The organism is Arenimonas daejeonensis (assembly GCF_007993735.1).
Classification (GTDB): domain Bacteria; phylum Pseudomonadota; class Gammaproteobacteria; order Xanthomonadales; family Xanthomonadaceae; genus Arenimonas; species Arenimonas daejeonensis.
The window spans coordinates 1,850,116-1,870,071 of record NZ_CP042453.1 but is presented as its reverse complement, the minus strand read 5'-3'; the positions used below and the strand labels follow the sequence as shown (position 1 = coordinate 1,870,071).

Sequence of the window (19,956 nt, the reverse complement as noted above, 5' to 3'; positions counted from 1 at the left end):
TCATTGGGCGATGTTGCGGTCTGCACGTCTTACCTCGTCCACGAACTGCTGCATTTTTTCGCCGTCCTTCAGGCCCGGCGCGCTTTCGATGCCGCTCGACACGTCCACGGCATACGGCCGCGCCGCGCGGATGGCCTGGCCGACATTCGCCGGCGTCAGCCCGCCGGCCAGGAACACCGGCCGGCCAAGCGGCGGAATGGAGGTCCAGTCGAACCGCTCGCCGCGGCCGCCGGACTGGCCGGGGCCGTGTCCGTCGAGCAGGAAGACACTGGCCGAAGGGTAGCGTTTCCGCGCCAGGGCCGCATCGTCGGCGCCCTGCCCCATCGGCACGGTCTTGAGGAAGGGCAGACCGAAGCCGCGGCAGAAGGCGTCGTCTTCACCACCATGGAACTGCAGCAGGCTCGGCCGCAGCGCCTTGATCGCCGCCGCTACCTCGCTTCCCGGGTTGTCCATGAACAGCGCGACCACGTCCACCAGCGGCGGCACCGCCTGGCGCAGTCCCTCGAGCTGTTCGTAGGCCAGTCGCCGCGGACTGGCGGCGGCGAACACGAAGCCCAGCGCATCCACGCCCAGCTCCACGGCCAGGCGCACGTCGCCGGGCCGGGTCAGCCCGCAGAATTTGATCCGGGTCCTCATGGCCGCATTGTAGTCCTTCCCTGTGTTCTCCCCGTGCACATGAGCTTGCTGCGCAAGCAGGGCATGGAGCTCGCGAATTCGATTGCCGGCCCGGAATCGTCACAGGCCGTCGTGCGAGGGTCGTTTTCCGGGGTTTCGAAAACATGGACGTTTTCGAAAAGCCCCCATGGATGGGTTCACGGCGTCCCCGGGAAACGACCCTCGTACGGCGGCCTATCGCCAAGAACGACCCCGGCACCAAAAGACGAACACCGGCTCTTCTTGCGCAGCAAGCGCGAAGGATCAGAGCGTGACTTCGGGCGGCAGCGACCACTGGCCGGATATCGCGGACCGAGGAAAACCAGGCCGTTGGAAGGCGCCGTGGGGCCGGCGACGATACGGTCGCGGCCGGACAACAGCTCGCCGACCCAGGCTTCCGGCTGCTCGCCCCGGCCGACCGGCAACAGACTGCCGACGAAGTTGCGGACCATGTGGTGCAGGAACGCGTTGGCCTGCACCTCGACGATGACCCGGTCGTGCTCGCGCCACACGCGGATGTCGTGCACGTTGCGGTTCGGATGCGGCGCCTGGCAGTGCACCGTGCGGAACGCACTGAAATCGTGCTCGCCCACCAGCGCCTGAGCCGCCCGGTGCATCGCCTCCGCGTCCAACGGCTGGCGCTCCCAGGTCAGGTACTCGCGCTGCATCGCCGGCCGGATCTTCCGGTTCAGGATCGTGTAGCGATAGCGGCGCGCCCGCGCCGAATACCGCGCGTGGAAATCCTGCGGCATCGGCTGGCACCACAATATCGCCACCCCGCCCGGCAACCGGCTGTTGCCACCCTGCTGCAGCGCATACGGCGTGCGCACGGCTTCCGTGTCGAAATGCACCACCTGGCAGCGCGCGTGCACGCCGCTGTCGGTGCGGCCGGCACAGACCACTTCCAGCGGATGGTCCACCACGAACGACAACGCGGACTCGACCGCCGCCTGCACCGAAGCCCCGTGGGACAGGCGCTGCCAGCCCTGGAAACCGCTGCCGTCGTATTCGATGCCGAGTGCGTAGCGCATGTCTGGAATGGGAAGGGCCGGGTTGCCCCGGCCCTTCGGTCTGCCGTCGAGGTCGGAGCGCGAGGTTAGCCGATTTCCTTCAGCAGCCGCTCCGCTTCGGCACGGCCCACCGGGCCGGCTTCCGCCACGACTTCCTCCAGCATGCCCTTGGCACCGTCGATGTCGCCGATGTCCAGAGGCCTTGGCCAGCTCGATCTTGGTCTCGCTGCCGTCGTCGCCTTCCGGCGTTGCGGCCGGACCGACCGAATAGACGTCCTCGACCTCCTCCTCAAGCGGGGTGGCTTCGGGTTCGGCGGCCATGTCCTGCAGCTCGCGCTCGAGCTGGTCGCCCGGGTTCGTGAACTGCGGCTGGGGCTCCGGTTCGGGCTGCGGCTCCGGTTCGGGCTGCGGCTCCGGTTCGGGGACAGGCGCCAAGGCAGCGGGTGCAGCCTTGGCGGCGGTGGAGGACATCACGCCGGTGTCGCCGAACTTCGGCGTGTTCCAGCCGGCCTGGCTGAACAGGGGATTGCCCGGCGACAGCGCCACGCCCATCACCACCGCCTCGCGCCAGCGCGGGTCGAGCGTGCTGCGGACGCGGATGCGCATGGCCTGAGCGGCGATCTCGAAAGCCGTGGTGTCGCCGTTGGCGTAGTAGTGGCGCAGCAGGACGATGTGGCCTTCCAGGTCGTCGGGGTTGTCCTCGATGGCCTGGCGCATGCGTGCGAGCTCGGTATCGCCCGTCTCTTGCAGGTCATCGTCGTCATCAAGGTCTTCGTCCGCCGCCGGCGCCCGCGTGCCGGCCAGGCTGGCCTTGAGCGCGTCGTCGTCGGAGATGCGGCGGCCCACCACCGGCACCGGGCTGGACGCGCGCTTGCCGCGCAGGGCCATCACCAGGCCACCCAGCAGCACCAGGCCACCGCCGCCGAGCAGCAGCGGGTTCAGGTACCAGGGCTGTTCGGCCGTGGCGGGCTCCGGAGTGGCCGATGCGGTCGCGGCCGCGGTGTCGGGCGCCGCGGTCGCGGCCGCGGGCGACTGGCCCAGACGCTCCTGCAGCGCCTTCATCTGGCTGTTCTGCATCTCGATCAGGCGCTGGCTGTCGGCCTGCTGCTGTTCGAGTTCGGTCATCTGAGAGCGCAGTTCGGCCACTTCGGCTTCGCGCGCGGCCAGGTCTTCGCGGGTCTGGGTGAGCTCGGCACGCAGTTCATTGCCACCACCGGCGGCGCTGGCACCGGACTGCGCGCCGCGGGCGGCCAGGTCGTCGCCGGAGGGCGGCACGATTTCCAGGCGGCCGTCGGCGGGCACGCCCGGACTGGCAGCGGGGCGCGATGGGGACGGCGCGGTGGCCACGGCTTCCGCCGGCTGCGGCACCGGCTGGCGACGGGCCTGCCAGGCGGCCGCCTGTTCACGCACCAGCGCCGCGGCTTCGGCGGCGCCCAGGCTCACCACTTCGTCGCGCGCCGGGATGCGCAGCACGGCACCGCGCTTGAGCAGGTTGATGTTGTCGTCGATGAAGGCTTCGGGGTTGGCCCGCTGCAGCGCCAGCATCATCTGGTTGATGGTGACCGACGAATCGGGGCGCGTGGAATTGGCCAGGCTCCACAGAGTCTGGCCTTCGCTGACGGGGCCGTAGCTGTCGGGACTGGCGGGGGCCGGCGCTGGGGCCGGCGGCGGCGCACTGGCGATCGGCTCGGGCTCGGGCTCGGGCACCGGTTCGGGTGCCGGTGCAGGTTCCGGCTCCGGCTCGGCGGCGGCGACCGGCTGCGGCTCGGGTTCAGGTTCGGGCTGCGGTGCAGGCACCGGTTCGGGAGCCGTGGCCACCGGCTCGGGCATCGGTTCCGGTGCGGGCTCCTCGGGCAGGGCTTCCGGCGGCGCCGGGTCGAGCACGGTGTCGGTGACGGTCAGCACCGGCTCGGGGTCCGGCAGCGGCGTCACGTCGGCCTGTTCCGGCTCGTACACCGGCGGCGGAGGCGGCGCGGTGGTGACCGCCACGGCCGGTGCTTCCAACGGACGGATCACGGCGGGCGCGATGTAGGGCGGATCGACCAGGGCGCTGAACTCGCGCACCACGCTGCCGCGGCCCCAGTTGGCTTCAAGCAGGAAGGTCAGGAAGGGTTCGTTGAAGCGGTCCGGCGTGGTGACCCGGATCACGGGCTGGCCGGCCGCATTGCGGCCGACGCTCATCTGCAGGTTGGCGGTCAGGCCGACGGGACGATCGAGGCCGACCCGGGCGAAAGCCTCGGGCGAAGCGAGCCTCACTTCCAGTTCTTCCAGTTCGCCGGGTGCCGCCGACAGGATCGGGATCTCGGCGACGAGGGGCTGGTTGAGCCCCGACTTCACTTCGATCGCACCCAGTCCCAAGGCCTGGGCGCTGGTGGCGCCCAGGGCCAGGGCCAGGGCGAGCGGTAGCTGCAAGTGCCTTATGTTCACGCTTCAAATCTCCCCGAAGAAGGCTGGCGCGACCACTCCCCTGCAGCGGCCCCGACGGCTAGACCCGCCGAATATACCGGTCAGGAACCGGCTTTGACCACGAGTTCCGCCAACTGCACCGCGTTCAGGGCCGCGCCCTTGCGGATGTTGTCCGAAACGATCCAGAGGTCCAGGCCACGCGGATGGGAAATGTCCTCGCGGATCCGGCCGACGTAGACCGCGTCGGTGCCGGCGGCGTGGGTGACCGGCGTCGGGTAGCCGCCGCCGCTGCGTTCGTCCACCACTTCCACGCCCGGCGCCGCTTCCAGCAGCTGGCGCGCCTCGGCCGCCGACAGCTTGCGGCGGGTCTCCAGGTGCACGGCTTCGGAGTGGCCGTAGAACACCGGCACGCGCACCGCGGTCGGGTTCACCTGGATGCTGTCGTCGCCCAGGATCTTGCGGGTCTCCCAGACCATCTTCATCTCTTCCCGGTGAAGCCGTTGTCCAGGAATTCGTCGATGTGCGGGATCAGGTTGAAGGCGATCTGCACCGGGAACTTGCCCGGCTCGTGGCTCTGGAAGTTGAGCATCGCCGCGGTCTGCTTGCCCAGTTCCTCCATGCCGCTGCGGCCGGCGCCGGAGACCGACTGGTAGGTGGCCACGTTGATGCGCTCGATGCCCGCGGCGCGGTGCAGCGGCGCCAGCGCGACCAGCATCTGCATGGTCGAGCAGTTGGGGTTGGCGATGATGCCGCGCGGGCGGTTGGCGATCGCCTCCGGGTTCACTTCGCTCACCACCAGCGGCACGTCGTCGTCGTAGCGGAAGGCCGAGCTGTTGTCGATCACCACCGCGCCGGCGGCAGCGAACTTCGGCGCGTATTCCTTCGACACCGAACCGCCGGCCGAGAACAACGCGATGTCGATGCCCGCGGGGTCGAAGGTGGCGAGATCCTCGACCACGATCTTCCTCGCACCGTAGTCGATCTTCTCGCCCGCCGAACGGGCACTGGCCAGCAGGTGCAGCCGGCCGATGGGGAACTGGCGCTCGGCCAGGATGGACAGCATGGTTTCACCGACCGCGCCGGTGGCGCCGACGATGGCGACGTTGCAGGTCTTGCTCATGGTTCGGGGTTCTCTTGGTATTCGTTGGATGCCGCGGCAGACGCGGAGGGGATGCACCGAACGGATTCGGCCTCAGGCCGGCAGGGAACACGGGGCGCCTCGCGGGCGCGTCGTCGTCCAGGCCGTCCGAGGCGATCGTTTTCGATCGCACGGGCGGCCAGTCTGGATCGTTTTGCGGGCGTGGCCCGGGCGGAAATCGGGCGAAATCATGGCAGGTCGCCCGGGATGCGCGGCGACACCGGGCCGACGTCGCCGCACTGGGCGCGGTGGCGCAGGGCCTGGTCCATCAGCACCAGGGCCAGCATGGCCTCGCAGATCGGCGGCGCGCGCAGGCCCACGCAGGGGTCGTGGCGGCCGGTGGTGATCACCTCGATGGCCTTGCCGTGGATGTCCACGGTGTCGCCCGGCAGGCGCAGGCTGGAGGTGGGCTTGAAGGCGACCGAACAGGTCACCGCCTGGCCGCTGCTGATGCCGCCCAGGATGCCGCCGGCGTGGTTGCTGGCGAAGCCGGCCGGAGACATCAGGTCGCGGTGCTCGCTGCCCTTCTGCGCGATGCTGGCGAAACCGGCGCCGATCTCGACGCCCTTCACCGCGTTGATCGACATCATGGCCGCGGCGATCTCGGCGTCGAGCTTGCCGTAGATGGGCTCGCCCCAGCCCGGCGGCACGTTCAGCGCCTGCACGTCCACGCGCGCCGACCGAATCGCCGGACTTGCGCAGCGCGTCCATGAAGGCCTCGAGTTCGGCGGCCTGGCCGGCGTCGGGCCAGAAGAAATCATTGCCCTCCACTGCCGCCCAGTCGAAGTTGCGCGGACGAAGGTCGGCGATCTGCGAAACGCAGGCGCGCACCGTGATGCCGTACTTCTCCGCCAGCCACTTCTTGGCGATCACCGCGGCGGCCACGCGCATCGTGGTCTCGCGCGCGGAACTGCGGCCGCCGCCGCGCGGATCGCGTTGGCCGTACTTGTGCCAGTAGGTGTAGTCGGCGTGGCCGGGGCGGAACTGCTCGGCGATCTTCGCGTAGTCCTTGCTGCGCGCATCGGTGTTGCGAACCAGCAGACCAATCGGCGTGCCGGTGGTCACGCCCTCGTACACGCCGCTGAGGATCTCGACCTCGTCTGCTTCATGCCGCTGCGAGGTGTGGCGCGACTTGCCGGTGGCGCGGCGGTCGAGGTCGGCGCGGAAGTCTTCCGGCGCGATGGCGATGCCCGGCGGGCAGCCGTCCACCACGCAGCCGATCGCCGGCCCGTGGCTTTCGCCGAAGGTGGTGACCCGCAACAGCCGGCCGAAGCTGTTGTCGCTCATGCGCCGGCCTCAGGCCCGTCGTGCATCGGCGAGCGCCTTGATGCGGGCGTGGTGGGCGACGATGTCCTCGCGCTCGATCACGAAGATGCCCATCTGCCCGACCTTGAACTCGACCCAGGCGAAGGGCACTTCCGGCAGCAGCGCCACCAGGGGCGCGTTCGCTCTCGCCGACCTCGCAGATCAGCAGGCCGTGCTGGCTCAGGTGCCGCGGCGCGTCGCGCAGGATCTCCAGCGCCAGGTCCAGGCCGTCGTCGCCGGCGCGCAGGCCCATCTCGGGTTCGTGCGAATACTCCTTCGGCAGCGCGTCGGTTTCGGCGTGGGTGACATACGGCGGGTTGGTGACGATCAGGTCGTAGACCTCGCCGTCGAGATTCTTGAACAGGTCGGAATGGATCAGCCGGACGTTGTCCGTTTCCAGCCGTTCGACGTTCTCGCGCGCCAGCGCCATCGCGTCCTCGCTCAGGTCCACCGCGTCCACCTGCCAGTGCGGGTGGTAGTGCGCCGTGGCGATGGCGATGCAGCCCGAACCCGTGCACATGTCGAGCGCGCGATTGACCTCGCGGCCACCGAGCCAGGGTTCGAAGCCCGACTCGATCAGTTCGGCGATCGGCGAACGCGGCACCAGGGCGCGCGGGTCGGACTTGAAGCTCAGGCCGGCGAACCAGGCCTCGCCGGTGAGGTAACAGGCCGGGATGCGTTCGTTGATGCGGCGCGAGAACAGCGCCAGCACTTCCTGCTTCTCGTCGGCGGTCAGGCGCGCCTGGCCGTAGGCCGGGCCCAGGTCGTGCGGCAGGTGCAGGGCGTGCAGGACCAGTTGGGTCGCTTCGTCAAGGGCATTGTCGTGGCTGTGCCCGAAGCTCAGGCCGGCGGCGCCGAAGCGGCTGGTCCCGTAGCGGATGAAATCGATGATGGTCTGCAGCTCGGCCGGCATGTGCTTGTATTTCCTTGTTATGCCGCGAGTATAGCCGCGCCCCGGCTATAATTGCCGCCCTCGCCCGCTGCATTCGGAAGGCCCGTGTTCAATCGCCGCAACCTGCTCATCGTGATGGCCGCGCTGGCCGCCGGCCTTGGCCTCTGGGCCGCCCAGGTCGCCTTCGCGCCCGTGCCCGTGACACGCCCTGCGAACGAAGCTGCCGCACCGGCACTGCCGCCGGAGACGCTGAAAACGGTGCGGCTGTTCCCCTCGCCACGCGCCATCCCCGGCTTCGCGCTGGAACAGTCCGACGGCACGCCGCTGACCCCGGACGAACTGCACGGCCGCTGGACCTGGTGTTCCTGGGCTTCACCCACTGCCCGGATGTCTGCCCGACCACGCTGACCGAACTGGGCCAGGCGCAGAAGACCTGGGAAACCCTGCCGGAAACACGCCGCCCGCAGGTGCTGTTCGTGTCCGTGGACCCGGCGCGCGACACCCCGGCCAAGACCGGCGAATACGCCGCCTACTTCAACAAGGGCACGCTGGCGGCCACGGCACCGGAACCGGCCCTGGGCCAGTTCGCCGCCGGCCTGGGCCTGGTCTACATGAAGGTCGCGACCAACGACGGCGACTACACCATGGACCACAGCTCGGCCGTGGTGGTGATCGACCCGCAGGGCCGCCAGGCCGGCCTGATCCGGCCACCGCTGCTGCCGGCCGACATCGCCGCCGACCTGGCCCGGCTCGCAGAGGTCGCGCCGTGAGCCCCAGGGTTTTCCTGCAATACGTGCTGCCGCACCGCCTGCTTTCGCGCATGGCTCATGGCGTGGCGCGGGCCCGCGCCACCTGGTTCAAGAACTGGCTGATCGGGCTGGTGGTCCGCAGGTTCAACGTGGACATGGCCGAGGCCGCCGACCCGGTGGCGACCAACTACCTGCACTTCAACGCCTTCTTCACCCGCGAGCTCAAGCCCGGCGCGCGCACCGCAGATGCCGACCCGTGCACGCTGCTGATGCCGGCCGACGGCAAGATCAGCCAGGCCGGGCGCATCGAGGCCGGGCGCATCTTCCAGGCCAAGGGCCAGTCCTTCACCGCCGCCGAGCTGCTGGGCAGCGAGGCCATGGCCGCGCCCTATGCCGACGGCTGGTTCGCCAACATCTATCTTTCGCCGCGCGATTACCACCGCGTGCACATGCCCTGGACCGGCACGCTGGTGGAAACGCTGCACGTGCCGGGCCGCCTGTTCACCGTCGCGCCCTGGGGCGTGCAGGCGATCCCGCGGCTGTTCGCGCGCAACGAGCGCCTGGTCTGCCACTTCGACACCGACTTCGGGCCGATGTGTTCGGTGATGGTCGGCGCCCTGCTGGTGTCGGGCGTGGAGTCGGTGTGGAACGGCGAGGAGATCCCGCCCTACGCCCACAAGCCGGTGCGCCGCGACTGGCGCGGCCAGGGCATCACCCTCGCCCGCTTCGCCGAGATGGCCCGCTTCAACTACGGCTCGACCGTGATCCTGCTGTTCCCGCGCGACGCCGTGGCCCTGGACGCCTTCGCCACCGAAACCCGGACCCGCGTCGGCCAGCGCCTCGGCCGGGTCCTGCGCTGACCTCAGGAAAAAAGGGGACAGAGAATATATTTGTTTGAAACGAAACTATTCTCTGTCCCCTTTTTCGGGGGCTAGACTGGGGTCATGGGCAACCAGCACGCCATCCGCCTGTTCCAGACGCTCGAGCATGCCTGCGGGTATTGGCCCGACCGGCTGTCGCGCGACCTGATCATCGACCCGGCCGACCCGCACCTGCCCAGCGTGTTCGCGCAGGCGCTGACCATGGGCTTCCGCCGTTCCGGCGGCCATGTCTACCGGCCTTACTGCAACGGCTGCCGGGCCTGCATCTCGGTGCGCATCCCGGTGGCGCGGTTCCAGCCCAACCGCGCGCAGAAACGCTGCCTGGCCCGCAACGCCGACCTCGAACTGCGCCTGGCCGCGCCGCGCCGCACCGCCGAGAACTTCGCGCTGTACCGCCGCTATCTAGACACCCGCCACGTCGGCGGCGGCATGGACGACCCGGCGCCGGAGAATTTCGACGCCTTCCTGGCCTGCGGCTGGAGCCCGACCGAATTCATGGAGTTCCGCCTGGACGGCGAACTGATCGCGCTCGCGGTCACCGACGTCGTGCCCGGCGCGCTGTCGGCGGTCTACACCTTCTATGCGCCTGAACACGCCGCCCGCAGCCTCGGCACCTATGCCATCCTGCGCCAGGTGCAGCGGGCCCGCGACGAGGGCCGCGACCACCTCTACCTCGGCTTCTGGCTCGGCGACCATCCGAAGATGGCCTACAAGCGCAGCTTCCGTCCGCTCGAATTCCTCGACGGCACCTCCTGGCGGCCAATGCCGGACGACTGATTTGCGGGCACAATCGCGCCCATGCGAATCCCTGCCCTGCTGTCCGCCGGTCTGCTGGCACTGCTCACGCTCGCCGGCTGCCGCGCCGGCAGCTCCCTGGCCACCGCGCCATCGCCCGACCCGGTGACGCCCGCCATGCCGCTGCGATTCGCCACCTTCAACACCTCGCTGTACGACGAGGAACACGGCGGACTGATCGCCCGCCTGGACACCGGCGACGAGGACGCGCGCAAGATCGCCGCCATCCTCCAGCACCAGCGCCCGGACGTGGTGCTGCTCAACGAATTCGACTACGACGCGGCCGGTCGCGCCGCCGACCTGTTCCAACGGCGATACCTTAAGTCGGCCAGTTCGGCGAAGCGCCGATCCACTACCCCTACCGCTACCTGGCCGAAGTCAACACCGGCGTGCCCAGCGGCCTGGACCTGGACGGCGACGGCAAGGTCGGCGGCGTCGGCCGCTACCACGGCAACGACACCTGGGGTTACGGCCTGCACCCGGGCCAGTACGGCATGCTGGTGCTGTCGAAGTTCCCGATCGACACCGCCGCGGCCCGCAGCTTCCGCCTGCTGCGCTGGAGCACGATGCCGGGCGCCCTGCAGCCGGTGATGCCAGACACCGGCCGGCCCTTCTATGCGCCCGAAGTCTGGTCGCAGCTGCGCCTGAGTTCGAAGTCGCACTGGGACCTGCCGATCGACACGCCGCTGGGCCGCATCCACCTGCTGGCCGCGCACCCGACGCCGCCGTGTTCGACGGCCCCGAACGCCGCAACGCCGCGCGCAACCACGACGAAATCAGGCTCTGGGCGGAATACGTCTCGCCCGGCGACAAACCCTGGCTGTGCGACGACGCCGGCCGCTGCGGCGGGCTGGCGCCGGATGCGCGTTTCGTGATCGTCGGCGACTACAACGCCGACCCCGCCGACGGCGCCAGCCTGCCGGGCGCGATCCACCAGTTGCTGGAACACCCACGCGTGCAGCGCATGGCCACGCCCCGCAGCGAGGGCGCGGTCGCTTCGGCCGGCGTCCATGAGGTGAACACGAGGCACAAGTCCTCGGCTGCCCATGACACCGCGCAGTTCGGCGCGCGCAACGGCAACTTCCGCGTCGACTACGTGCTGCCTTCGGTCGGCCTGCCGCTGCAGGCCAGCGGCGTGTTCTGGCCGGCGCCGGGCGAGCCGGGCACGGAGTGGCTCGACGCCACCGACCACCGGATGGTGTGGGTGGACCTGGCGCCCTGAAGGCGCGCCTTACTTCAGCGCGACGCCCAGCGCCGCCGCCGCGCGCCGCGCCTTGGCGCGCGCGGTTTCCACGTCCACGTCGCGTGCCAGCGTCACCGCCACGCGGCGGTGGCCTTCGACCTTCGGCTTGCCGAACAGGCGCAGCGCCGTGTCGGGTTCCACCAGCGCGGCGTCCACGTTCGAGAATTCGGGCACGCCATGGCCGGTTGCCAGCACCGCGCACGAGGCCGACGCGCCGAGCGTGGCGATGTTCGGGATCGGCAGGCCGAGGATGGCGCGCGCGTGCAGCGCGAATTCGCTCAGTTCCTGCGAGATCAGCGTGACCAGGCCGGTGTCGTGCGGGCGCGGCGAGACTTCGCTGAACCAGACCTGGTCGCCCTGCACGAACAGCTCGACGCCGAACAGGCCCCAGCCCCCAGGTTGTCGGTCACCGTCTTGGCGATGCGCTGCGATTCGCGCAGGGCGGCATCGGACATGGGCTGCGGCATCCAGCTTTCGCGGTAGTCGCCGTCCACCTGCAGGTGGCCGATCGGGTCGCAGTAGCTGGTGCCGTCGCGGTGGCGCACGGTCAGCAGGGTGATCTCGTAGTCGAACCGGATGAAACCCTCGACGATGCAGCGGCCCTGGCCGGCGCGACCGCCCGACTGGGCGTATTCCCAGGCGGCGTCGATGTCGGTCTCGCTGCGCACGGTGCTCTGGCCCTTGCCGGAAGACGACATCACCGGCTTGACCACGCAGGGCAGGCCGATGGCAGCGACGGCGTCGCGGTATTCCTCGAGCGTGTCCACGAAACGGTAGGGCGAGGTCGGCAGGCCCAGCGTTTCCGCGGCCAGGCGGCGGATGCCCTCGCGATCCATGGTCAGGCGCGCGGCGCGTGCGGTCGGCACCACGCGCTGGCCTTTTTCGGCCTCCAGCTCGACCAGGGTCGGGGTGTGGATGGCCTCGATCTCGGGCACCACCAGGTCGGGTTTCTCATGCGCGATCAGGTCGCGCAGCGCGGCCGGGTCGAGCATGTTCAGGGTGTGGCAGCGGTGCGCCACCTGCATGGCCGGCGCGTTGTCGTAACGGTCGGCGGCGATCACCTCCACGCCCAGGCGCTGCAGTTCGATCACCACTTCCTTGCCCAGTTCGCCCGAGCCGAGCATCAGCACGCGGCGGGCGTGCGGCGAGAGGGGAGTGCCGAGGGTCACGGGGCGCGGGTCGGTCATGGCGGCGGGTCATCCGGGGGAAGGGCGTGATTGTAACGGCCGCGGTTCAGGCCGGATGGCGTTTCTGTCATGCTCGGACCTCAATCTTCCGGTTCCGCATGTACCGACTCAGCCTATTCCTGCTATTGCTGCTGCCCGCGTTCGCCCACGGCGCACGCTGGGGCGAACCCGAAATCGCCGGCCTGGTCACCGACCCGGCCATGGACGAAATCAGCGGCATGGCCGCCTCGCGCACCCATCCGGGTGATTTCTGGGTCATCAACGACAGTGGCAACAGCGCCGAACTGCAGCTGATGGACGGCAGCGGACAGCACCGCGGCAGCGTCGCGGCGGGCGTGGCCAACATCGACTGGGAAGACCTGGCCTCTTTCGAGCTCGACGGCAAGCCCTACCTGCTGATCGCCGACACCGGCGACAACGGCGGCCTGCGCCGCGACCTGGTGCTGCACGTGCTGGAGGAACCCAGCGACCTGGCGACCCCGGCGAAACTGGCCTGGAGCCTGCGCTTCCGCTGGCCCGACGGCCCGCGCGACTGCGAGGCCGTGGCGGTGGACCCGAAACGCGGAGAAGTGCTGCTGCTGTCTAAAAACGCGTGCCGCCCGAACTGTTCCGCCTGCCCCTGCGCGCCACCGGCGACGACGAAGTGGTGGCCGAGCTGATCGGCACCCTGCCCGGCATCGAACAGCCGGATGCCGGCGACCTGCGCCGCAGCCCGATCTACGGCCGCTACCGCGCCCAGATCACCGGCGCCGACCTCAGTCCGAACGGCCGAGTGCTGGCGGTGCTGAACTACCGCTCGGTGCATTTCCTGGTGCGGCCCGCCAACGGGGACTGGGGCCCGGTGCTGGCCGGGAAACCCTCCCACCTCACCCTGCCCCTGATGCCGCAGGCCGAGGCCATCGCCTTCGCCCTGGACGGCCAATCGCTGCTGATCGGCAGCGAGCAACTGCCCTCGCCCCTGCTGCGTTACCGGATCGAGCCCTGACCCCAAGCCATTGTTTCCATTGACTTGTGGGGCCTTGGCTACCGTTCGTCGCATGCCCATTGCAAACTGATATCTTTCTGATATCTTCCGATCACCACTCGGGAGATCCGCCATGAAAGAACAGTCCATCCGCTCCTTCCCCGGCATTCCGGCCCTGCTGCTCCTGATCGTGCTGGAAGCCCTGGCCGTCTATCTGTTCGTGCTTGGCGTAAAGGGCGCGGGCAACCCGGATGCCGGTTTCCTGATCGGTGGCTTGCTGCTGGGCACCGTCGCTTCGGTCGCGCTGGGCGGCTTCTACATGGTCGAACCCAACCAGGCCGCCGTGCTGAGCCTGTTCGGCAAGTACGTGGGTACGGTCAGGACCAGGCCTGCGCTGGAACAACCCCTTCTTCTCGGCCAAGAAGATCAGCCTGCGCGTGCGCAACTTCGAGTCGGGCAAGCTCAAGGTCAACGACCTCGACGGCAGCCCGATCGAGATCGGCGCGGTCATCGTCTGGCAGGTGGTGGACTCGGCCGAGGCCGTCTACAACGTGGACGACTACGAAAGCTTCGTGCACATCCAGTCCGAGGCCGCGCTGCGCGCCATGGCCACCAGCTATCCCTACGACCAGCACGAGGACGGCAAGATCTCGTTGCGCAGCCACGCCGCCGAGATCGCCAAGCACCTGACCGAGGAGATCCATAACGCCTGGCCCAGGCCGGCGTCAACGTCGCCGAGGCGCGCATCAGCCACCTCGCCTACGCGCCGGAAATCGCCCAGGCCATGCTGCAGCGCCAGCAAGCCGGCGCGATCATCGCCGCCCGCACCCGTATCGTCGAAGGCGCGGTGAGCATGGTCGAGATGGCGCTCGAGCAGCTCTCTGCCCGCAAGGTCGTGGACCTGGACCCGGAGCGCCGCGCGGTGATGGTGTCCAACCTGCTGGTGGTGCTGTGCGGCGAGCGCGGCACGCAGCCGGTGGTCAATGCCGGTTCGATCTACTGAGGCAGGGATCTTGGCCGAGAAAAGCCTATCCGCTGCGCATCAACGCCGAGGTGCTGGACGCCATCCAGCGCTGGGCCGACGACGAGCTGCGTTCGCTCAACGCGCAGATCGAGTACGTGCTGCGCGATGCCCTGCGCAAGTCAGGACGCATCAAGAAGGCCGAAGACTCCGACGACAACGCAGCATCCTGAAGCCGGGAGAAGACCATGATCCACATCGTGCACATGATCCGGAACCGCCGCGCCGACAACCCCACGCCCGCCGCGCTGCCGCTTGCCGCAGTCTCCGCGCTGATGCTGCTGGCAGGCCTCGCCCTGCTGCTGGGACGGTGACATGGACCGTCGCCTTGCCCTGACGCCGCTGGGCAAAGCGCCCGTGCTGTTCGCGGTCGGCTTCGGCGCGGTGCTGCCGCTGGCAATCGCCGTGGTGGTGATCCTGCAGGTGCGCAGCGAGGCGCTGTCGCCGGCTTTGATGCTGCTGATCCAGGGCATCGTCGCGGTGACGGTGCTCGGCATCGTGCTGCCGATGTGGCGGCGCGAGGCCAGCTTCGACGGCAGGCGGCTGCGGGTGAAGGCCACGTTCTATACGCGCGAATCGCCGCTGTCGGAGTTCGACCTGGCCTCGGCCCGGGTCGTCGACACCCGCGAACACACCGGCTTCAAACCCCTGATCAAGACCAATGGTTACGCCCTGCCCGGCATCCATGCCGGGCACTTCCGGCTGCGCGACCGCCGCAAGGCCTTCTGCCTGGTCACCGACCCGTCGAAGGTGCTGGCCCTGCCGCATGCCGACGGCCGGGTCTGGCTGATCAGCCTCGAACACCCGCAGGCGGTGCTCGACATCTTCCGCCGCGCCGCCGCGGCGTGATCGCTTCCCGCGCGCGGCATCCTGCCGCTAAGCTGGCCGCATGCGCGCGCTGAACTGGCATCTGGTGAACAGCGAACAGGTCGAGGCCTGGCCGGCCCGGCTGCTGCGGCCGCGCGCGAACGCCGATGCCCGTGCCCTCGCGACCGCCGAATGGGGCCTGCGCCGCAAGCGCGACGGCCGCTTCCTGGCCGCGCTCGACGGTGCGCGCCTGACCGCGCTGGTGCCGCGGCTGGATCGTGAACCCGGGCTGGCGGCGGCGCTGGAGGCGCTGCACGCTCCTTCGAGCGTGCCGGCGCCGGATTCGAGCTGCCGCTCGATGGCCTGCTTGAACGCCTGCACGCCCTGGGCCTGGACGAAAGCTACGGCGATGAGGTCGGCCTTCCCCGTGCCCGAACCGGTGCGACTGGAGTTCGCCGGTTTCGACCGTTACCGGCGCCCGCTGTGGCTGCTCGATCCGGCCGCGCGTGCCTGGCGCCGCATGCAGGCCGCAGCGTACGAAGACGACATCGCGATCGAGGCCATTTCCGGCTACCGCAGCCACGACTACCAACTCGGCATCTTCGAACGGAAACTCGCGCGCGGCCTGAGCGTCGAGCAGATCCTGGCGGTGAATGCCGCACCGGGTTACAGCGAACACCACGGTGGCTGCGCCATGGACATCGGCACGCCGGGCGAACCGCCGGCCGAGGAGAGTTTCGAGGCCACGCCGGCCTTCGCCTGGCTGCACCGGCGTGCCGGCGACTTCGGCTTCCGCATGAGCTACCCGCGCGGCAACCCGCACGGCATCGTCTACGAACCCTGGCACTGGCGCTGGTTCCCGGCGGAATGAAGGCCGCGGGCCTCAGTCCTGCGATCGTTTGACCGGTTCCTTGTCCGGCGCCACGAAATCGGCGATGCGCCACAGGTACAGGCCCGCCAGCGTGCGGTAAGGCCCCCACTTCTCACCGCGCACCGCGAGTTCCTTGGGCTTGGGCATCTCGTCCTGCCTGTCCAGAAGCTGCGCGCCCTTGCGCACGCCCAGGTCGTCCACCGGCAGCACGTCGGGGCGGCCCAGGTGGAACATCAGCATCATCTCGACCGTCCAGCGGCCGATGCCGCGCACCGCCGTCAGCCGCTCGATGATCTCGGCATCGGACATCGACGCCATCTCGCGCGAGCCGGGCACTTCGCCGCGGGCGGCACGCGCGGCGAGGTCGCGCAGGGCCAGGGTCTTGTTGCCGGACACGCCGCAGGCGCGCAGAGCGGCATCATCGATCCCGCCCAGCGTGTCGGCATGCAGCTTCTTCGATCCGATCGCCGCTTCCACCCGCCCGACGATGGTGGCGGCGGCCTTGCCGGAAAGCTGCTGGTAGAGGATGGCGCGCGCCAGCGAATCGGTGGTGTCGAAAGGCTTGCGCCAGCGCGCACCGACATCCAGCGGACCGATGCGCTCGATCCAGCGTGCGAACCGGCGGTCACGCTTTCGCAGGTGTTCGGCGGCGGCATCAAGGTCGAAGCCGCGGGATTGTCGGGGCATGGTGGTACTCAGCGGCGCAGGGCGTCGCCGGCGATCATGAGCCAGCCCAGTATCAGCAGCAAACCGCCGGTCGGCGCCAGCGAGGCCGGCAACGATGCCAGCGCAGCGCCGACCAGGCTGCCCGAAAACAGCAGCAGGCCGAGCATCAGCGTCACCAGCGCGACCACCCGCAGCCGCGAGGCGGCGCCGGGCGCCAGCAGCAGCAAGGCCAGGCCGTGGCCGAAAGCGAACAGCGCGGCCAGCCCCACGCGCTGCGCGTCCTGGCCCTGCAGCCCATGGCTTGCGTAGGCCGACAGCCCCACCGCCACGGCGCAGGCCAGCGCGCCGGATGCGGCCAGGCCACGACGCAGGAGCGCGTCGGCGTTCATCGAGACCCGGCGAGATAGTCGTCGCGGGTTTTCATCAGGTTGGCGGCCTTCTGCGGCGGCAGCAGGAACTGCCTGCCCTCGAAGCGGTCCTGCCAGCGCACGACCTGCTGTCGCAGCGACTGCAGGCGCTCTTCCGGGGACGGACCGGTGTGGTCGTCGGGGTTCCGGTGGCGGCCAGGTCGGTATCCGACTCCGCCGATTCCCCGGTGCCGGCGGCCGCGAGCTGCGTGAACCAGGCAGCGGCCTTCGCCTCGTCCAGCGACGCCGACAACCGCGCCCAGGTGCCGTTGTCCTGGCGCCAGGCGGCGATGGTGACGGTCACGCCGTCCACGCTCTCGAACACCACCGTCTGCTCGGCCGCAGCGCCACTGTCGGCGCGGACATCGTCGAGCGGCAGCTGTTCGGTGCTGGCGGCCGTCGCGGTACCGTCGTCGGCATTCGCGAGCGCCGCCGCGGGCCGGCCGTCGAGGCCGAAGCGGTCGTCGTCGCTGCGGCTCAGCCTGAACGCGCGTCCGCGCGCCGGCGCCACCCGCACTTCGGCGATGCGCGCCAGCGGCAGGTCGAGCAGGCGGCGGTCGAGCCAGTCGGCGGGGTTGCGGGCCGGCCCGATGTCCCCGTCGAGCAGCCAGGCCTGCGGATCATCGCCCACCCGCACGTAACTGCCGCCCAGGCTGGGGTGGTTGCTGCCGATGGTCAGCCTCAGCGGCTCGCCGCCGCCCAGCAGGCGCAGCTCGGCGCCCTTGGCGTCGGCGGCAACGATGGCTTCCACGCCCAGCCGTGCGTGCAGGGCCGGATTGGCGGTCTTGGCTTCGAGCTTGCGGACCTGTGCCAGGCGGAACAGCGCACGGCTGACCTCGCGCTGGTTCGCCGGCCAGTCCAGGCGGTCGGGCATGCGCCAGCGGCCGTCGGTTTTTTCGATCGCCACCAGCAGGGTGTCGCCGGCACCGCGGACTTCCAGCCGTTCCAGCGCATCCAGGCGTTCGTCCAGGCCCGGCAAGGCCAGCCCGCCGCCCTCGCCGTCACCCGCCACCGGGCGTTCGATCAGCCACCAGGCGCTGCCGGCCAGGGCCAGCACCAGCACCGACAGACCGGCCAGCAGGCGCGGACGCATGGCTCAGGCCTCCGCCGCGCGCCGGCGCGCCCAGCGCCGCCAGGCCACGAACAGCGCCACCAGCACCACCAGCACCGGCATGCCCAGGATGTTGATCAGTTTCAGGCGCGCGCCCAGCGTCTCGATGTCGGCATTCAGGCGGTGCTGGACTTCGCGCAGTTCCTTGCGCATGCGCAGCTTCTCGTCCTGGAAACGCAGGATCTCGGCCTGCTGCTGCGTGGTCAGCGCCTGCGCCTGGCCCTCGGGGCCGGGCTGCTGCAGCCGCGTCAATTCCTGCTCCAGCGCGTCGAGCTGCTGCTGCAGTTCCATTTCCTTGCTGCGATAACGCTCCTCGGCGCTGCGCCGCAGGGCCGCGACCCGCTCGAACGGACGCGCCGCCACCGCGCGCGTGCGCACCGCGATCAGGTCGGAGTTGCCGACCAGATTGTCCACCGCGTTGTAGACGAAGTCGCCGTTGTTGGCGAAGGCGTTGTAGACCGGCTGGCCAGGAAATCGCGCGCCTGCACCCAGAGCCGGTCGGTGAGCATGTCGGTATCGGCCACCACGATCACGTTCACCGGCGCACGGGCCTGCGCCAGGTGCTTGTCGCCCGAACGGGCCGGGAAGGCAGTGCCCGGCGTGCCCGTGAAACGCGCCGCCAGGACGAAGGGCTGGCCGTTGGCCTGGAAATCCTCGCGCAGCCGATCCGGTTCGCTGGCGGTTTCGCGCACGCGCTGCACACGCGCCAGGTCCGAGGCGCCGGAACTCTGCACCAGGGGCCTCCATCGCCAACGGCGAACCTTCCGCCAGGCCCAGCGCACCCACGCTGGAGAAATTCAGCGTCTCGAGTTCGGCCGACACCACGTCGTCCTGGTTCAGGGCGTCCTTGCCCAGGCCCAGCACGGCCAGGTGGCGCACCGGCGGGCCGTTGGGATCGGGCTGCACCTGCAGCGCGTGCACCTCGTCCAGCACCACGCGGCTGACGTCGTAGGTGATGCCCCAGGCATTGAACAGCGCCGGCAGGTCAGAGGTGCGCGGCACATCCAGCGACAGCGGATCCAGCGGATCCACGCCGGACTGGTCGACCTCGGAATCCGGATCCACGAAAGCCAGCAGGCGGCCGCCGCGCAGCACGAACTGGTCGATCGCGTACAGCGTGTCCTCCGGCAGCTGCTTCGGATGCACGAGCATCAGCAGGTCCACGTCGTCGGCGATGCTGGTCGGGAAACCCTGCAGGCGTCGCAGCTCGAACAGCTCGCTGATCTGGCGGTCCACCACCCAGCCCGGGTTCGGGCGGCCGGTGGGATCCATGCTCGGGCCGGTGGGCAGGCTGCTGATCAGGGCGACCACCGGCCGGGTGTCGACGCTGAGCGTGGAGATGAGCTTGGCGATGTCGTATTCGAGGAACGATTCCTTGTCCGGCTGGATGAAGGGCATCGTGGTCTCGCCGTCGGTGCTGTTCAGGCCGACCAGTCCGAAGTACAGCTTGTCGCCGCTGGCGCCCAGTGGCACCGCCTGCAGTCCGAAGGCCGCGGCCTGGTCCTCGGCCTCGGAAAACGGCTCGGGGTCGATCACCTCCAGCACCACCTTGCCGCCGGACCGGGCGGCGACCTCTTCCAGCATCTCGCGCACACGGGTGGCGAAGACGCGGAACTGCTGCAGGTCGCGGGTGGCGTGTTCGGAGTAATAGAGTTTGAGCGTGATCGGCTCCTCGATCTTGCCCAGGATATTGCGGGTGCCTTCGGACAGCGTGTACAGCTGCTTGTCGGTCAGGTCCAGGCGGGCGCCGCGCAGGGCCACCGTGGACAGCGCCACCAGGGCGACGAAGGCCAGCGCCACCAGGGCCAGCGCGATCACATGATAGGAACGTCTGTTGAAGGGCTTCATG

Annotated in this window: 12 protein-coding genes and 10 pseudogenes; 11 read left to right on the top strand and 11 right to left on the bottom strand. The window is 69.6% G+C overall.

Going from position 1 to position 19,956, the window contains the following annotated elements; all coding sequences use genetic code 11:
- The 6 genes and pseudogenes from FRZ33_RS09095 to prmB form a co-directional block, all read right to left on the bottom strand.
- Complete coding sequence (locus FRZ33_RS09095; protein WP_146909197.1) at positions 1 to 636, bottom strand: phosphoribosylanthranilate isomerase; 636 nt, start codon at positions 634 to 636, stop codon at positions 1 to 3.
- Between the two features lie 282 nt (positions 637 to 918).
- Positions 919 to 1,685, bottom strand: a pseudogene (truA, locus tag FRZ33_RS09090) (tRNA pseudouridine(38-40) synthase TruA).
- A 1,377-nt stretch (positions 1,686 to 3,062) separates the two neighbouring features.
- Positions 3,063 to 4,091, bottom strand: a pseudogene (locus tag FRZ33_RS17955) (type IV pilus assembly protein FimV); the annotation flags it as partial.
- 80 nt (positions 4,092 to 4,171) lie between these two features.
- Positions 4,172 to 5,190, bottom strand: a pseudogene (locus tag FRZ33_RS09075) (aspartate-semialdehyde dehydrogenase).
- 206 nt (positions 5,191 to 5,396) lie between these two features.
- Positions 5,397 to 6,495, bottom strand: a pseudogene (aroC, locus tag FRZ33_RS09070) (chorismate synthase).
- A gap of 9 nt (positions 6,496 to 6,504) precedes the next feature.
- A pseudogene (prmB, locus tag FRZ33_RS09065) lies at positions 6,505 to 7,426 on the bottom strand (50S ribosomal protein L3 N(5)-glutamine methyltransferase).
- Positions 7,427 to 7,510: 84 nt separating this feature from the next.
- On the opposite strand from prmB, the pseudogene FRZ33_RS16215 reads away from it, so the two are divergent.
- The 4 genes and pseudogenes from FRZ33_RS16215 to FRZ33_RS17715 all read left to right on the top strand — a co-directional run bounded on the left by FRZ33_RS16215 (position 7,511) and on the right by FRZ33_RS17715 (position 11,052).
- Positions 7,511 to 8,175, top strand: a pseudogene (locus FRZ33_RS16215) (SCO family protein).
- Entirely contained in the window at positions 8,172 to 9,014 is an 843-nt protein-coding gene (gene asd, locus FRZ33_RS09050; RefSeq protein WP_425480581.1) for an archaetidylserine decarboxylase, read from the top strand. Before FRZ33_RS16215 ends, asd begins: the two are co-directional and overlap by 4 nt.
- 84 nt (positions 9,015 to 9,098) lie before the next feature.
- Positions 9,099 to 9,812 carry an arginyltransferase gene (locus FRZ33_RS09045; protein ID WP_146909190.1) on the top strand — a complete coding sequence of 238 codons (714 nt, stop codon included), beginning with the start codon at positions 9,099 to 9,101 and terminating at the stop codon, positions 9,810 to 9,812.
- Between the two features lie 21 nt (positions 9,813 to 9,833).
- Positions 9,834 to 11,052 (top strand): annotated as a pseudogene (locus FRZ33_RS17715) (endonuclease/exonuclease/phosphatase family protein).
- Positions 11,053 to 11,061: 9 nt separating this feature from the next.
- On the opposite strand, the pseudogene purT reads toward FRZ33_RS17715, so the two are convergent.
- Positions 11,062 to 12,260 (bottom strand): annotated as a pseudogene (purT, locus tag FRZ33_RS09035) (formate-dependent phosphoribosylglycinamide formyltransferase).
- A gap of 98 nt (positions 12,261 to 12,358) precedes the next feature.
- Between purT and FRZ33_RS09030 the strand changes: the two are divergent.
- From FRZ33_RS09030 to FRZ33_RS09005, 7 genes and pseudogenes are all read left to right on the top strand, one after another.
- Positions 12,359 to 12,919 (top strand): hypothetical protein, encoded by a 561-nt coding sequence (locus FRZ33_RS09030; RefSeq protein ID WP_146909188.1) that lies wholly within the window; start codon positions 12,359 to 12,361, stop codon positions 12,917 to 12,919.
- A complete protein-coding gene (locus tag FRZ33_RS09025) occupies positions 12,853 to 13,245 on the top strand; it encodes a hypothetical protein (protein ID WP_146909186.1) in 393 nt (130 codons plus the stop codon). The genes FRZ33_RS09030 and FRZ33_RS09025 overlap by 67 nt, the downstream gene beginning before the upstream one ends.
- A gap of 112 nt (positions 13,246 to 13,357) precedes the next feature.
- Positions 13,358 to 14,227 (top strand): annotated as a pseudogene (locus tag FRZ33_RS09020) (SPFH domain-containing protein).
- On the top strand, positions 14,224 to 14,418 hold the full coding sequence (locus FRZ33_RS09015) for a type II toxin-antitoxin system antitoxin (protein ID WP_146910620.1): 195 nt from the start codon (positions 14,224 to 14,226) through the stop codon (positions 14,416 to 14,418). Before FRZ33_RS09020 ends, FRZ33_RS09015 begins: the two are co-directional and overlap by 4 nt.
- Before the next feature lie 15 nt (positions 14,419 to 14,433).
- Positions 14,434 to 14,559 carry a hypothetical protein gene (locus tag FRZ33_RS16925; protein ID WP_265468567.1) on the top strand — a complete coding sequence of 42 codons (126 nt, stop codon included), beginning with the start codon at positions 14,434 to 14,436 and terminating at the stop codon, positions 14,557 to 14,559.
- Position 14,560: 1 nt separating this feature from the next.
- A complete protein-coding gene (locus FRZ33_RS09010) occupies positions 14,561 to 15,094 on the top strand; it encodes a hypothetical protein (protein ID WP_146909184.1) in 534 nt (177 codons plus the stop codon).
- Between the two features lie 40 nt (positions 15,095 to 15,134).
- Positions 15,135 to 15,923 (top strand): annotated as a pseudogene (locus tag FRZ33_RS09005) (M15 family metallopeptidase).
- A gap of 12 nt (positions 15,924 to 15,935) precedes the next feature.
- On the opposite strand, the gene FRZ33_RS09000 reads toward FRZ33_RS09005, so the two are convergent.
- Genes FRZ33_RS09000 through FRZ33_RS08985 form a run of 4 tightly spaced genes read right to left on the bottom strand, consistent with a single transcriptional unit; the run spans position 15,936 to position 19,955 of the window.
- Positions 15,936 to 16,610 carry a DNA-3-methyladenine glycosylase family protein gene (locus FRZ33_RS09000; protein ID WP_146909181.1) on the bottom strand — a complete coding sequence of 225 codons (675 nt, stop codon included), beginning with the start codon at positions 16,608 to 16,610 and terminating at the stop codon, positions 15,936 to 15,938.
- A gap of 8 nt (positions 16,611 to 16,618) precedes the next feature.
- Positions 16,619 to 16,978, bottom strand: coding sequence for a DUF423 domain-containing protein (locus FRZ33_RS08995; protein WP_146909179.1), 360 nt, complete (start codon positions 16,976 to 16,978; stop codon positions 16,619 to 16,621).
- Between the two features lie 34 nt (positions 16,979 to 17,012).
- Positions 17,013 to 18,089, bottom strand: coding sequence for a DUF4340 domain-containing protein (locus tag FRZ33_RS08990; protein WP_146909177.1), 1,077 nt, complete (start codon positions 18,087 to 18,089; stop codon positions 17,013 to 17,015).
- A gap of 3 nt (positions 18,090 to 18,092) precedes the next feature.
- Positions 18,093 to 19,955 carry a Gldg family protein gene (locus FRZ33_RS08985; protein ID WP_146909175.1) on the bottom strand — a complete coding sequence of 621 codons (1,863 nt, stop codon included), beginning with the start codon at positions 19,953 to 19,955 and terminating at the stop codon, positions 18,093 to 18,095.
- Between the last annotated feature and the right edge of the window lies 1 nt (position 19,956).